At 69.7% G+C, this 11,786-nt stretch carries 11 protein-coding genes; 6 read left to right on the top strand and 5 right to left on the bottom strand.

Features of this window, described 5'->3' with window-relative positions; genetic code table 11:
- The gene (locus ACIQWG_RS18395; protein ID WP_404096531.1) at positions 1-840 is read left to right on the top strand and encodes a carbohydrate ABC transporter permease; all 840 of its coding nucleotides are present in this window, start codon (positions 1-3) and stop codon (positions 838-840) included.
- On the opposite strand, the gene ACIQWG_RS18400 is transcribed toward ACIQWG_RS18395, so the two are convergent.
- A complete protein-coding gene (locus ACIQWG_RS18400; protein ID WP_404096533.1) occupies positions 830-1,279 on the bottom strand; it encodes a PPOX class F420-dependent oxidoreductase in 450 nt (149 codons plus the stop codon). The genes ACIQWG_RS18395 and ACIQWG_RS18400 overlap by 11 nt on opposite strands.
- 177 nt (positions 1,280-1,456) lie before the next feature.
- Between ACIQWG_RS18400 and ACIQWG_RS18405 the strand changes: the two genes are divergently transcribed.
- A complete protein-coding gene (locus ACIQWG_RS18405) occupies positions 1,457-2,203 on the top strand; it encodes a helix-turn-helix domain-containing protein (RefSeq protein ID WP_404096535.1) in 747 nt (248 codons plus the stop codon).
- 4 nt (positions 2,204-2,207) lie between these two features.
- On the opposite strand, the gene ACIQWG_RS18410 is transcribed toward ACIQWG_RS18405, so the two are convergent.
- A complete protein-coding gene (locus ACIQWG_RS18410) occupies positions 2,208-3,314 on the bottom strand; it encodes a DUF3500 domain-containing protein (protein WP_404096538.1) in 1,107 nt (368 codons plus the stop codon).
- On the opposite strand from ACIQWG_RS18410, the gene ACIQWG_RS18415 reads away from it, so the two are divergent.
- Positions 3,313-3,504 carry a hypothetical protein gene (locus ACIQWG_RS18415; RefSeq protein ID WP_404096540.1) on the top strand — a complete coding sequence of 64 codons (192 nt, stop codon included), beginning with the start codon at positions 3,313-3,315 and terminating at the stop codon, positions 3,502-3,504. The genes ACIQWG_RS18410 and ACIQWG_RS18415 overlap by 2 nt on opposite strands.
- A gap of 100 nt (positions 3,505-3,604) precedes the next feature.
- Here ACIQWG_RS18415 and ACIQWG_RS18420 read toward each other — a convergent pair whose 3' ends face one another.
- Complete coding sequence (locus tag ACIQWG_RS18420; RefSeq protein WP_404096543.1) at positions 3,605-4,630, bottom strand: ATP-dependent 6-phosphofructokinase; 1,026 nt, start codon at positions 4,628-4,630, stop codon at positions 3,605-3,607.
- Positions 4,631-4,834: 204 nt separating this feature from the next.
- On the opposite strand from ACIQWG_RS18420, the gene pta reads away from it, so the two are divergent.
- The 3 genes from pta (at position 4,835) to pyk (ending at position 9,662) form a co-directional block, all read left to right on the top strand.
- Positions 4,835-6,934, top strand: a complete 2,100-nt coding sequence (gene pta / locus ACIQWG_RS18425; protein WP_404096545.1) for a phosphate acetyltransferase — start codon at positions 4,835-4,837, stop codon at positions 6,932-6,934.
- The gene (locus tag ACIQWG_RS18430) at positions 6,931-8,145 is read left to right on the top strand and encodes an acetate kinase (protein ID WP_404096547.1); all 1,215 of its coding nucleotides are present in this window, start codon (positions 6,931-6,933) and stop codon (positions 8,143-8,145) included. The genes pta and ACIQWG_RS18430 overlap by 4 nt, the downstream gene beginning before the upstream one ends.
- Before the next feature lie 86 nt (positions 8,146-8,231).
- Entirely contained in the window at positions 8,232-9,662 is a 1,431-nt protein-coding gene (gene pyk, locus ACIQWG_RS18435; protein ID WP_404096550.1) for a pyruvate kinase, read from the top strand.
- Between the two features lie 121 nt (positions 9,663-9,783).
- Here the strand turns inward: pyk and ACIQWG_RS18440 are convergent, their stop codons facing one another.
- Together ACIQWG_RS18440 and ACIQWG_RS18445 are read right to left on the bottom strand one after the other, a co-directional pair.
- Entirely contained in the window at positions 9,784-11,166 is a 1,383-nt protein-coding gene (locus ACIQWG_RS18440; protein ID WP_404096551.1) for a hypothetical protein, read from the bottom strand.
- Complete coding sequence (locus ACIQWG_RS18445; RefSeq protein WP_404096553.1) at positions 11,156-11,728, bottom strand: DUF6114 domain-containing protein; 573 nt, start codon at positions 11,726-11,728, stop codon at positions 11,156-11,158. The genes ACIQWG_RS18440 and ACIQWG_RS18445 overlap by 11 nt, the downstream gene beginning before the upstream one ends.
- Positions 11,729-11,786 lie beyond the last annotated feature (58 nt).

Consider the following 11,786-nt stretch of genomic DNA (forward strand, 5'->3'; position numbering starts at 1 on the left):
ATGTCCCGGACCCTGACGAAACGCGGGACCACGCACCGGCTGGCCGCCGACGCCGGCCTACTGGTGCTGGCCGCCGCGTTCGTGCTGCCGCTCGCCTGGGTGGTCCTCTCCGCGCTCGACCCGAGGGCCAACCTCCAGGTGAAGCTCCCGGACGGCCTGACCCTGGACAACTTCGACGCGGTCCTGACCCCGGAGATCACCTTCACCCCGCTGCTCAACAGCCTGCTCCTGTGCGGCGGCGGAACGGCTCTGACGGTCGCGTGCGCGGCGCTCGCCGCCTACCCCCTGTCCCGCTTCCGCTCGCGCTTCAACCGCCCGTTCCTGCTCACGGTCCTGTTCGCGACGAGCCTGCCGATCACCGCGATCATGGTGCCGGTCTACGCCCTGTTCGTGCGGGTGAACCTGATCGACACCATGCAGGGCACGATCTTCTTCTTCGCCGCCTCCCAACTGCCGTTCGCCATCTGGCTGATGAAGAACTTCATGGACGGGGTGCCGAAGGAGCTGGAGGAGGCCGCCTGGACCGACGGGGCGTCCTCCCTCCAGTCGCTGGTACGGATCGTGCTGCCGCTGATGGGCCCTGGAGTCGCCGTCGTCACGGTCTTCTCGTTCGTGATGATGTGGGGCAACTTCTTCGTGCCGTTCATGCTGCTGCTCACCCCCGACCAGATGCCGGCCTCCGTCAGCATCAACGAGTTCTTCGGCAACCGGGGGATGGTGGCGTACGGCCAGCTGGCGGCGTTCTCGATCGTCTACTCGACGCCGGTGATCCTGCTGTACGTGCTGATCGCCCGGCGGCTGGGGGGAGGGTTCGCGCTGGGCGGGGCGGTCAAGGGGTGACGTCGTCGGGCAGCACGCCCGCCCGGAACGCCTCCACCCCCACGACCCGGCGCACCCGCACCGGCTCGATCAAGAGCATCACCCGACGCTCTCCGGGCAGCAGCCACGGATAGCGCTCCTCACCGATGTACTTCTGCGCGAGCCGGTCCATCGCCCGCTCCGCCGTCTCGCCCTCCACGAACCGGACGACCCGGCCCCGGATCTCGGCACGGTCGTAGGGGTTCTCCGGGTCGTGGTGGGACAGCGAAACGTTGGGATTGAGCCGCAGGTTGTCCACCTTCACCCGCCCCATGGACGTGTTGACCATGACGTACTCGTCTTCGATGTCCGCCCACATGGGCGACACCTGCGGCATCCCGTCCGGGCCGATCGTCGCCAGATGCCAGAAGTTCGGCGCGAGAAGACGCTCGCGAATATGCCCGCTGAGCTTGCCGTTCACCGTCGGTCACCACCTTCCGGGCCGCCACCGTGACGCCCCGCCGCCATCCTGACCGGCAGCCCGCACAGCTCGACAGACGATCTTCGGCCACCGGCGAACCCGCCAGTAGCCGTAGCTTCCTACAATCCGTGATCCTGGCCGAACAGACCGTAGTCACCGCACTCCGCCCGCCCTACGTTGTGGCGCGTGCACCGACCCCCAGCTCAGCCGAACCAGCCGCCCAACCGCTCCGGGCGCCGCAACCCGCCCACTCCCCCGTTCAACGCCCCCGCCGCCCGCAGACTGCGCGCCGCCCTCAACATGGGGCCCGAGCACGTCGCCCACGGCCTGCGCACCTCGTACGGACTCCCCTACGTCACCGAGGACCTCGTCATCGCCTGGGAGCGCGAGCTCACCGCCCCCGACAGCGGCGAACTCACCGCGCTGGCCGGCGTCCTGTGGTGCTCGCCGGGTGAACTGCTCGGCAAGCCGCGGACCCTGCGCGAGCACCGCATCGCCCGCGGACTGGCACCCGAGGACGTGGCCCGTGCCGTCGGACACGACGTCCCCGGGTACCTGCGCATGGAGGAGAACGACGACTGGCGCGGCAACGACCGTCAGTCCGCCGCCCTCGCCGACGTACTCGGCCTGACCCTCCCCGACTTCATCACCGTCACGGGCCGCGAGACCCGGCTCGCGGATCTGCTGCGCAGCGCGGTGACGACGCGCTGGCAGGCGTACGTCCGCCCGGTCGGCAGGATCGCGCCCCTGGACCGGCGCCTGCTGGAGACCACCCTCCAGGAGCTGCACCGCAGCTACCAGGGGCAGATGACCGCCACGCTGAGCTGGGGCGGCGGCAGCGGTGACTCCAGCGCGGCCGGCCGCGAGTTCCTGGACCGGATCGTGGAGCGGTTCTGGCAGACCGTCCAGGGGAACACCGCCTGAGCGCTCAGTGGTCGTTCGCCAGATGCAGCGCGAGCAGGTCCACGCCGTAGTCGTTGCCGTTCGGCGTCCGGATGATCGTGTGGATGTGCTGCTGGGTCGGCGTCCCGCCGGGACCGCCCATGCCGCCCCCGCTCGACTTGGTGCCGTACGCCAGCGGGGACTGCGCGTCGTACTCGATCAGTACGACCGGGCTGTGCACCCGGTAGTAGAAGGCGGAGCTGTCCTTCGTCTCGCCGATCCAGTAGAAGTACGTGTCGTCGAGGTGCTTCTCGACCTCCGCCAGCCTGACCTTCGCGTGCCCCTCGTTCATGTAGCCGACGTAGACGCCGACCAGGTCGAGCAGCTTCTGCCGCTGGGCGGCGGTGAGTTCGGAGCAGTTCAGGCCCTCGTAGGCGAGTTCGAGGTTGTCGGCGCCCGCGCCGGCCTTCATGTCGGCGCCGGACTTCTGGGCCGTGGTGGAGATCGCCTTCGCCTGCTGTGCCCCGGTCAGGGAGCGCAGCATCGCCAGGCCCGCCTCGGTCTCCGTCCTGAATGTGACGATCTTCTCGCCCTGGTACGTCGCCGAGGTGGGCTCGGAGCCCATGAAGGTCGGGGTCATGACGACCTGGTCGCCCAGCACGAAGCAGTTGATCGCCAGGTGGTGGCCCTCGTACTGGAAGCCCCAGGGCTTCGTGGTCGAGGGCGTGCCCATGAAGGTGAAGTAGTAGTGGCCCTCGGTGAGGGTCTCCCGGCCGCCGCCGTTGTACTCGCCCAGGTAGGCGTTGAGCTTCATGATGTTGCGGGACTGGGTGAGGCCGTCGGCGGACAGGGCCGCGCCGAGCAGGGCGAAGCCGAGGTCGCGCTGCTTCTCGGTGAGGTCGCCCATGCGGACGCCCTTGCGCGCGTAGCCGTCGACATTGCTCCAGGCCAGCCACTCGTCGTCCTGGACGTCGTACCGTGCGGAGCGCCTCTCGGAGCTGGAGAGGCCGTCCAGGAACGCCTGCGCGGCCCTGACCGTGGCGTCGGTGGAGACGCCGGTGGAGTGGATCGAGTACAGGTCGTCCTGGACCTTGCCGTCCGTGGTGACGCCCACGAAGTCGGCGTACTTGACCTCGGTGGCGCCGGGGCCCATGCCCCCGCCCCCGCCGGGCATTCCGGAGGGCGCGGCGCTCGGCGACGAGGCCGCCGTCGAGGAGGACCCGTCGGAGCACCCGGTCACGCCGGTCATGGTCGCCACCGCGGCGGCACCGCCGAGCAGCAGCGACCTGTTCATGAACCAGCGGCGGGTGCGCTCCGCGCCGGGGGTGCGTGGTCTGTGGTGATGTCCGTGTCCGTGCATGGACACCAAGGTCCAGGGCGGACCTGAAGCGGCGCTGGGTGAAGTCTGTGAGTCGGTACGGCGATCCCGTACCGGACCCGGTGCTAGAACACCGACTCCGCCTCGTCCATCCGGTCCTTCGGCACCGTCTTGAGCTCAGTCACCGCCTCGGCCAGCGGCACCATCACGATGTCGGTGCCGCGCAGCGCGGTCATCCTGCCGAACTCGCCCTGGTGCGCGGCCTCCACCGCGTGCCAGCCGAAGCGGGTGGCGAGGACGCGGTCGTACGCGGTCGGCGTGCCGCCGCGCTGGACGTGGCCGAGAATGACCGGCTTGGCCTCCTTGCCGAGGCGCCGCTCCAGCTCGAAGGCGAGTGCGGTGCCGATGCCCTGGAAGCGCTCGTGCCCGAACTGGTCGATCTCGCCCTTGCCGTAGTCCATGGTGCCGTCGGCGGGGTGGGCGCCCTCGGCGACGCAGATCACGGCGAACTTCTTGCCGCGCGAGAAGCGCTCCTCGACCATCTTGACGAGGTCGGCGGGGTCGAACGGGCGCTCCGGGAGGCAGATGCCGTGCGCGCCGGCCGCCATGCCGGACTCCAGCGCGATCCAGCCCGCGTGGCGGCCCATGACCTCGACCACCATCACCCGCTGGTGGGACTCCGCGGTGGTCTTCAGCCGGTCCATGGCCTCGGTGGCGACACCGACCGCCGTGTCGAAGCCGAACGTGCGGTCGGTGGAGGAGATGTCGTTGTCGATGGTCTTCGGGACGCCGACCACCGGCAGACCGGCGTCGGACAGCATCCGCGCCGCCGTCAGCGTGCCCTCGCCGCCGATCGGGATCAGCGCGTCGATGCCGAAGTCGCGGGCGATGTCCACCGCGCTCTCGCACGCCTCGCGCAGCCGGTCGCGCTCCAGCCGGGACGAGCCCAGGATGGTGCCGCCGCGGGCCAGGATGCCGCTGACCGCCTCCAGGTCGAGGCTGCGGTAGTGGCCGTCCAGCAGGCCCGCGTAACCGTCCTCGAAGCCGATCACCTCGTCGCCGTACTGGGCGACGGCTCGGTGCACGACCGACCGGATCACGGCGTTCAGGCCGGGGCAGTCGCCGCCTGCGGTGAGAACTCCGATACGCATCGTGCTGTGTCTCCTGCTCGCTGTTGATACCGGTGAGCCAGTCCGATTGTTTCACGTCGCCGAGGGCGATGTCGCTCCCCTACTGACGGGCGCCTTATCCACAGCCAAGGGTATTGTCAAGAGGGTTTCGCTCACCCCACTGGGCGATTTTGCGACCCGCCGATGGACGCCAGTCGAAACGATCAGACGAAACGGAGACGACGCGTGACGCGCAGCGTGTACGTGACGGGCATCACCCGCGGCGACGGCCGCCAGGTTGTCGAACTGGGGGTCATGGAGCTCCTGACCCGCCAGGTCGACCGGGTGGGGGTGTTCCGGCCGCTGGTGCATCACTCCCCCGACCGCCTCTTCGAGCTGCTGCGGGCCCGCTACCGCCTCTCGCAGGACCCGGCGACGGTCTACGGCATGGACTACCACGAGGCGTCCGCCCTCCAGGCCGAGCGCGGGACGGACGAGCTGGTGTCCACGCTCGTCGACCGGTTCCACGCCGTCGCCCGCGACTACGACGTCGTCCTCGTCCTCGGCACCGACTTCGCCGACACCCAGCTCCCGGACGAGCTGTCGCTCAACGCCCGGCTGGCCAACGAGTTCGCCGCGTCGGTGATACCCGTCGTGGGCGGACGGGGGCAGACCACCGAGTCGGTGCTCGCCGAGACCCGCAACGCCTACCGGGCGTACGAGAACCTGGGCTGTGACGTGCTGGCCATGGTCACCAACCGGGTCGCCCGGGACGACCGGGACGAGATCGCCGAGCGGCTCGACTCACGGCTGCCGGTGCCCTGTTACGTCGTCCCGGACGAGCCCGCCCTGTCCGCGCCGACGGTCTGGCAGATCGCCCAGTCGCTGGACGCGAAGGTCCTGCTCGGCGACGACTCGGGGCTCGCGCGCGACGCCCTCGGCTTCGTATTCGGCGGCGCGATGCTGCCGAACTTCCTGACCGCCCTGACCCCCGGCTGTCTGGTCGTCACCCCGGGCGACCGCGCGGACCTGGTCGTCGGCTCGCTGGCCGCGCACAGCGCCGGCACCCCGCCGATCGCCGGTGTGCTGCTCACCCTGGACGAGCGGCCCGGCGACGAGGTCCTCACCCTCGCCGCCCGCCTCGCCCCCGGCACCCCGGTGCTGTCGGTGCCCGGCTACAGCTTCCCCACCGCCGAGCAGCTCTTCTCCCTGGAGGGGAAGTTGAACGCGGGCACCCCGCGCAAGGCGGAGACCGCGCTCGGCCTGTTCGAGCGATATGTCGACACCGGCGACCTGCTGAAGCGGGTCTCGGCGCCCAGCACCGACCGGGTCACCCCGATGATGTTCGAGCACAAGCTGCTGGAGCAGGCCCGCTCGAACATGCGCCGCATCGTGCTGCCCGAGGGCACCGAGCCGCGCGTCCTGCACGCCGCCGAGGTGCTGCTGCGGCGCGGGGTGTGCGACCTGACCCTGCTCGGCCCGGTGGACCAGATCCGCAAGAGGGCCGCCGACCTCGGCATCGACCTGGGCGACACCCAGCTGATCGACCCGGCCTCCAGCGAGCTGCGCGACCGGTTCGCCGAGCGCTACGCCGAGTTCCGCGCCCACAAGGGGGTCACGGTCGAGTTGGCCTACGACGTCGTCTCCGACGCGAACTACTTCGGCACGCTGATGGTGCAGGAGGGCCTCGCCGACGGCATGGTCTCGGGCGCCGTCCACTCGACGGCGGCGACCATCCGGCCCGCCTTCGAGATCATCAAGACCAAGCCGGACGCCGACATCGTCTCGTCCGTGTTCTTCATGTGCCTCGCCGACCGGGTCCTCGTCTACGGCGACTGCGCGGTGAACCCGGACCCGAACGCCGAGCAGCTGGCCGACATCGCCATCCAGTCGGCCGCCACCGCCGAGCAGTTCGGCGTGGAGCCGCGGATCGCGATGCTGTCGTACTCCACGGGTACGTCCGGTTCCGGCGCCGACGTCGACAAGGTGCGCGAGGCGACCGAGCTGGTGCGGCAGCGGCGGCCCGATCTGAAGATCGAGGGGCCGATCCAGTACGACGCCGCCGTGGAGCCGTCGGTCGCCGCGACCAAGCTGCCGGAATCCGAAGTGGCCGGACAGGCAACGGTTCTGATCTTCCCGGACCTCAATACGGGTAACAACACCTACAAGGCCGTGCAGCGCTCGGCCGGCGCCATCGCGGTCGGCCCGGTGCTCCAGGGCCTGCGCAAGCCGGTGAACGACCTGTCCCGGGGCGCGCTCGTCTCGGACATCGTCAACACCGTCGCCATCACCGCGATCCAGTCCCAGTCCCCCGCCCCGACCACCGAGAAGGCTCCCCTCCAGTGACCGCGACCCGCGTCCTCGTCCTGAACTCCGGCTCCTCGTCGGTGAAGTACCAGCTGCTCGACATGCGCGACAACAGCCGGCTGGCCGCGGGCCTCGTCGAGCGCATCGGCGAGGACGTCTCCCGGCTGAAGCACACCCCGCTGGCGGGCGACGGCGAGAGCCGTGAGTGGACCGGGCAGATCGCCGACCACGAGGCCGCTCTGAAGGCCGTGGCCACGGAGCTCGCCAAGGACGGCCTCGGGATCGACTCCCCCGAGCTGGCCGCGGTCGGCCACCGCGTGGTGCACGGCGGCAGGCACTTCACCGAGCCGACCGTCGTCGACGACGCCGTGCTCGCCGAGATCGAGCGGCTCATCCCGGTGGCCCCGCTGCACAACCCGGCCAACCTCAGCGGCATCCGCACCGCCCAGGCGCTGCGCCCGGACCTGCCCCAGGTCGCCGTCTTCGACACCGCGTTCCACACCACGATGCCGGAGTCGGCCGCCCGCTACGCGATCGACGTCGAGACCGCGGACCGGCACCGGATCCGCCGGTACGGCTTCCACGGCACCTCGCACGCGTACGTCTCCCGGGCCACCGCGAAGCTCCTGGGCAAGACGCCCGAGGAGGTGAACGTCATCGTGCTGCACCTCGGCAACGGCGCGTCGGCGTCCGCCGTGCGCGCCGGGAAGTGCGTCGACACCTCCATGGGGCTGACGCCCTTGGAGGGGCTGGTGATGGGTACGCGATCGGGTGACCTGGATCCCGCCGTCATCTTCCATTTGGCGCGTGTTGGCGAAATGTCCATTGCGGAAATCGACACTCTTCTCAACAAGCGGAGCGGATTGATCGGCCTGTGCGGCGACAACGACATGCGGGAGATCCGCCGACGGATCGATGAAGGTGACGAGCGGGCCCAATTGGCCTTCGACATCTACATTCACCGTCTGAAGAAGTACATCGGCGCCTATTACGCCGTGCTCGGCCGGGTGGACGCCATCGCGTTCACGGCCGGCGTAGGCGAGAACGCGGCGCCGGTGCGGGAGGCCGCGGTGGCGGGCCTGGAACAACTGGGCCTCGCGGTGGACCCGGAGCGGAACGCCGCACGCGGTGACGAGCCGCGACTGATCTCGCCCTCGGACGCGCGGGTGGCGGTAGCGGTGGTGCCGACGGATGAAGAACTGGAGATCGCGACGCAGACCTACGCACTGGTGAGGAAGAGCAACGACTGAGTAACACGACTGAGCAATACGCGGCTCATTTGTATCTTCCGCCAGACGGAATATTCCGTAGCGAAACAAACCGATAGGATCGCCCCATGCGCCGTTCGAAAATCGTCTGTACTCTCGGCCCCGCGGTCGACTCCCACGAACAGCTTGTCGCGCTGATCGAGGCGGGCATGAATGTGGCCCGCTTCAACTTCAGCCACGGCACGCACGAAGACCACCAGGGGCGGTACGAGCGCCTGCGCGCCGCCGCCGAGGAGACCGGCCGGGCCATCGGTGTGCTCGCCGACCTCCAGGGCCCGAAGATCCGTCTGGAGACCTTCGCCGAGGGCCCGGTCGAGCTGGAGCGCGGTGACGAGTTCGTCATCACGACCGAGGACGTCCCCGGCGACAAGCACATCTGCGGCACGACCTACAAGGGCCTGCCGGGCGACGTCGCCAAGGGCGACCAGATCCTCATCAACGACGGCAACGTCGAGCTGAAGGTCACCGGCGTCGAGGGTCCCCGGGTGACGACGATCGTCATCGAGGGCGGCGTCGTCTCCGACCACAAGGGCATCAACCTGCCCGGCGCGGCCGTGAACGTGCCGGCGCTGAGCGAGAAGGACGTCGAGGACCTCCGCTTCGCGCTGCGCATGGGCTGCGACCTGGTCGCGCTGTCCTTCGTGCGGGACGCGGGCGACGTGCGGGACGTGCACAAGGTCATGGACGAGGTCGGCCGCCGCGTCCCGGTCATCGCCAAGGTGGAGAAGCCGCAGGCGGTGGCGAACATGGAGGACGTCGTGATGGCGTTCGACGGCGTGATGGTCGCCCGTGGCGACCTGGCCGTCGAGTACCCGCTGGAGAAGGTCCCGATGGTGCAGAAGCGGCTCATCGAGCTGTGCCGTCGCAACGCCAAGCCGGTGATCGTGGCGACCCAGATGATGGAGTCGATGATCACCAACTCCCGCCCGACCCGCGCCGAGGCCTCCGACGTGGCCAACGCGATCCTGGACGGCGCCGACGCGGTCATGCTGTCGGCGGAGTCGAGCGTGGGCGCGTACCCGATCGAAACCGTGCGGACGATGTCGAAGATCGTCACCGCGGCCGAGCAGGAACTCCTCTCCAAGGGCCTCCAGCCCCTGGTCCCCGGCAAGAAGCCGCGCACCCAGGGCGGTTCGGTCGCCCGCGCGGCCTGCGAGATCGCCGACTTCCTCGGCGGCAAGGGCCTGGTCGCCTTCACCCAGTCCGGCGACACCGCCCGCCGCCTGAGCCGCTACCGCGCGGCCCAGCAGATCATCGCGTTCACCACGGACGAGTCCACCCGCAACCAGATGACGCTGAGCTGGGGCGTGGAGCCGCACGTGGTGCCCTTCGTCAACAGCACCGACGAGATGGTCGACCTGGTGGACCAGGAGATCGTCAAGCTCGGCCTGTTCAACGAGGGCGACATCGTGGTCATCACGGCCGGCTCCCCGCCCGGCGTGCCGGGGACGACCAACATGGTGCGGGTGCATCACCTTGGGGGCCGCGGGCGGGACTGACCGCGGACGGCCTCGTAAGGCTCTCGTACGACGTTGAGGGCGCCCCCTGTGAAAGGGGGCGCCCTCAACGCTTGTGCGGCTCCCGAACGGGCTTGTGCGGGCGTCCGGTTGGACGTCCGGGTCAGTCGGTCACGAAGTTGTGCAGCCCCGGCACGTGCAGGGTGCCGCCGAACTGGCCGGCCTGGGTGACCTTCACCTTCGTGAAGTAGATCAGCGGGATGTTCAGCGGCGGCGGGTTCTCCGGGTCGAACGTGACCGGGATCAGACCGAGCAGGTTCCCGGAGATGCTCTCCGTGTACATCACGGTCTTGCCGTTGCGGATGGTCGAGGTCGAACCCTCGGCCGCCTGCACGTGGTAGGTCTTGCCGGACTGCTTGTCCGCCACCGTCTGGTGCAGGTCGCCGATGTCGGTGCCGTCGGAGATGACGTACTTCAGCACCTTCTTCTTGGTGCCGTTGGCCGTCTTCACCTCGACGATGCCCTGGTAGTCGGCGCCCTTCAACAGCAGCGAGCTGGCGTTCAGGTACCACGGGTCGTCGGGCAGCGGCAGGGTGTTGTCGACGCCGCCCTCCTCGTCCGTGGCGGCCGGGCAGTCGTCCGGGTCCGTGGTGGAGCTCGCGGAGGGGCTCGGCGTGGCGGTGGCCTCGTCGGCAGCCTCCTCTGCGGCCTCGGTGGCGTCGTCCGCCGCCTCGGACGCCTTGTCGGTGACGTCCCCGACGGTGTCCTCGACCTTGTCGGTGACCTTGTCGGTGGTCTCCTTCACGGGGTCGGACGCCTCGGCGGTGTCCGTGCCCGACGCGTCGGAGGAGCCGGACGAGCCGGACGTGCCGGAGGACGCCTCCTCGCTCGCGCTCGCCGACGGCGTCGGGCTCGCGCTCTCCTCGGCCGTCGAACCGCCGGTGAAGATGCCCTCGATGGCGTCGCCGATGCCCTCCAGCAGGCCGCCGCCGCTCTCGGACGGCGAGGGGGACGCCGTGGCCGAGTCGCCGGACTGGGCCTCGCTCGACTTGCTCGCCGAGGGCGACGGGGTGGGCTCGGCCGCGTCGTCGGAACCTGAATCCGACGAAGAGGAGTCACCCGCCGAGCCGGACGAGTCCGAGGAGTCCGAACCCGACGTGTCCGAGGAGTCGGAGTCGTCCGCGGAATCCTGGCCGTCGGAGGCCGACGGCGTGGGCTCCGCCGTCTCGTCCTCGTCCGTGGACTCGTCGGCGCTCGGCGACGGGGACGCGTCGTCCGTCAGCGCCGCCACACAGGCCTTGTACTCGTCCGCGGTCAGGCTGTTGGACGTCGGCTTGGTGGCGTTGTCGCTGTCGGCCTGCGCCAGCGTGGGCGTGAAGCCCATGCCCATGAGGACGGCGGTCGGCATCGCCGCCAGGGCTATCGCCTTGCCGGCCGGCATCTGGAATCTGGTGAACAGCGGCTTCTTGGGCGCCGCGTGACGCGGCCCGGTTCTCACACGGGACTTGTCCACCTCAGTCCCGTGGGTCACCTCGTCAGCCGGCACTGTGCCTCCCGTTCGCCCCGTTCGCCGGGCTCGTTCCTGACAGATCGTTCGGCTCGCCCACCACGGGCTTCAGGATCGTGGTGTCGGGGTCCGCGGCACCCTCGGGTGCGCTCCCCCCGCCCGTCGTCTCCGTCTTCGCCGGCTGTGCGTCGGCGTCCCCGCCGGGCACCCATGCCACGGCCATGGCCCCGCCCACGAGGGCGAAGAGGAAGCCGATGAGGAAGCCGCCGAGGTTGGAGAGCGGGATGGAAACAAGTGCCAGCAGGATCGCCGCGATGCCCGCAAAGGTGCGGACATGCTTCTGGAACCAGAGAGTGAAGCCGAGGACGACGAGCAGCACACCGATGATCAGGGAGCTGGAGCCCCCCGCGGTCTGCATCGCCAGCGTCAGGTGGCCGATCTGAAGGTTCGCGTAAGGGAAGTAGGCGATGGGGAATCCGCCGAGCATGACGAACAGGCCGGCCCAGAACGGCCGCGTACCGCGCCAGGCGCGGAAGTTCCGCCGAAAGACCCGGAGGTAGTGCTCGTCATGGCCGGGCGCGGCAGGAGTCTCGGCGCTCATCGAAAACAGCTCCCTGGTACGGCTTTGCTGTGGTGGTGGTGCGAAGTTGATGCGGTGA

Source organism: Streptomyces sp. NPDC098781, assembly GCF_044759995.1.
Taxonomy (GTDB): domain Bacteria; phylum Actinomycetota; class Actinomycetes; order Streptomycetales; family Streptomycetaceae; genus Streptomyces.

Bases quoted from the DNA above. Each gene is read 5' to 3' on its own strand.
- pyk (WP_404096550.1), top strand. From the start codon at position 8,232: ATGCGCCGTTCGAAAATCGTCTGTACTCTCGGCCCCGCGGTCGACTCC.
- ACIQWG_RS18415 (WP_404096540.1), top strand. From the start codon at position 3,313: ATGCCCCCGCCCCCGCCGGGCATTCCGGAGGGCGCGGCGCTCGGCGAC.
- ACIQWG_RS18410 (WP_404096538.1), bottom strand. From the start codon at position 3,314: ATGGGCCCCGGCGCCACCGAGGTCAAGTACGCCGACTTCGTGGGCGTC.
- ACIQWG_RS18395 (WP_404096531.1), top strand. From the start codon at position 1: ATGTCCCGGACCCTGACGAAACGCGGGACCACGCACCGGCTGGCCGCC.
- ACIQWG_RS18420 (WP_404096543.1), bottom strand. From the start codon at position 4,630: ATGCGTATCGGAGTTCTCACCGCAGGCGGCGACTGCCCCGGCCTGAAC.
- ACIQWG_RS18445 (WP_404096553.1), bottom strand. From the start codon at position 11,728: ATGAGCGCCGAGACTCCTGCCGCGCCCGGCCATGACGAGCACTACCTC.